Genomic DNA, 1,532 nt, shown 5'->3' on the forward strand with positions numbered 1-1,532 from the left:
GTGACTCCTCTGACGCCTAAAGGCGTCAGCTTCTCAGGAAGCTTGCGCCACCTGAAGGGCGAGCCCCGCCCCGAGTATGTTGATCGCCGCGTTCACGTCTGCGTGCGCGGCGTGGCCGCACTCCACACAGCGGAACGTGGCCTGACTGGGCCGGTTCTCCGGGGCGACATGGCCACATTCGGCGCATCGCTGGGAGGTGTGGCGGGGGTTGACCTCGACGACGACCCGCCCGGCGCTTTCAGCCTTGGCACGCAGTGCGTTGAGGAACACCCCCCACCCGGCGTCGAGAATCGACCTGTTCAGCCCGGACTTGGCGGCCTGCCCGTTCGGCAGGAACGCCCCCGGCTGGTCCGGGTCGGGCTTCGGCTTGGCCCGGCGGACCATGCCCTTGACGTTCAGCTTCTCGACAGCGATCAGGTCGTGGTCGGCGACCAGTTCGCGTGCGGTCTTGTTCGCGAGGTCGACGCGCTGCCGGGCCACGGCCCGGGACTGGTTCGCGACCCGAGTAGCCGCCTTGCGGCGCCGCTTCGAGCCGCGCTTCTTACGGGCAAGGTCGCGCTGCGCGTTGGCGAGGCGCCCGGCGGCCCGTTCGAGGAAACGCGGGTTGCCGTAGTGCTCGCCGTTCGACGTGGTGGCCAGCGAGGCGACACCCAAGTCCACGCCGACGACGGCGCCCGTTGGTTCCAGCGGCTCGGCGGGCACGTCGTCGCAGGACAGCACGAGGTACCAGCGGGCACCCTCCCGCCTGACGGACAGCGTCTTGACCCGGCCAGCCACTGGCCGGTGCTGGTGGACCTTGACGTGGCCGACGCCCTGAAGGCGGACGAACATCGTCTTCGGGTTCTCGGGCTGCGAGTCCCAGAGGCACCCGTCACCGTTGGCGGGCCACGTCACCGTGTCGAACCAGCCGGCGCCCCTGAACCGCGGGTAGCCGGGCGTCTCGCCCGCCTTGACCCGGCGGAAGAACGCGGCGAACGCGAGATTGAGGCGACGCAGGGTGGCCTGCTGAGAGGAGAACGACCAGCGGGCCTGATCCGCGTCAAACCCCCGAATGTCCTTGAGCTGGGCCGACTGGCCCCCGTAGCGGACCGTCGTCTTGCTCGGATGCCGGTAGGCATCGCGCCGCTCCTGAAGCGCGGCGTTGTACAGCGCCCGGTGGTCGTCGAGCATCGCCGTCAACGCGATCTGCTGGTGCGCGGTCGGGCGGAGCAGGAACTTGTACGACCGTCTCAACGTGGCACCCCCGTGCGCCACGGCCGCTCGTTCTGCGTATCGATGTACCGGCGGACCGTCTCGGCGGACACCGCGCCGACGGTGGCAACGAAGTACGACCGGGACCAGAGCGTGGGCAGCCGGGAGCGCAGGTGCGCGAACTCGCCGCGTAGCACGTGGGACGTGAAGCCTTTGAGCTGGTTGGCGATGTACGACGGGGCGTGCTTCGGATGAGCTTTCACGAACAGGTGCACGTGGTCGGGCTCGATCTCCAGCGCGACGATCAGCCAGTCATGCTCGGCGCACTTCTCGCGGATCAG

Annotated in this window: 2 protein-coding genes; both read right to left on the reverse strand. The window is 69.1% G+C overall.

Going from position 1 to position 1,532, the window contains the following annotated elements; all coding sequences use genetic code 11:
• Positions 1 to 33: 33 nt before the first annotated feature.
• Positions 34 to 1,254: an RNA-guided endonuclease InsQ/TnpB family protein gene (locus AC08OO_RS22075; RefSeq protein ID WP_476619014.1), complete on the reverse strand. Its 1,221-nt coding sequence runs from the start codon at positions 1,252 to 1,254 to the stop codon at positions 34 to 36.
• Positions 1,230 to 1,532: IS200/IS605 family transposase (tnpA, locus tag AC08OO_RS22080; RefSeq protein WP_476619015.1), on the reverse strand; the 303-nt coding region annotated here is incomplete at its 5' end. The genes tnpA and AC08OO_RS22075, both read right to left, overlap by 25 nt.

The organism is Frankia sp. CeCAU1, assembly GCF_977971845.1.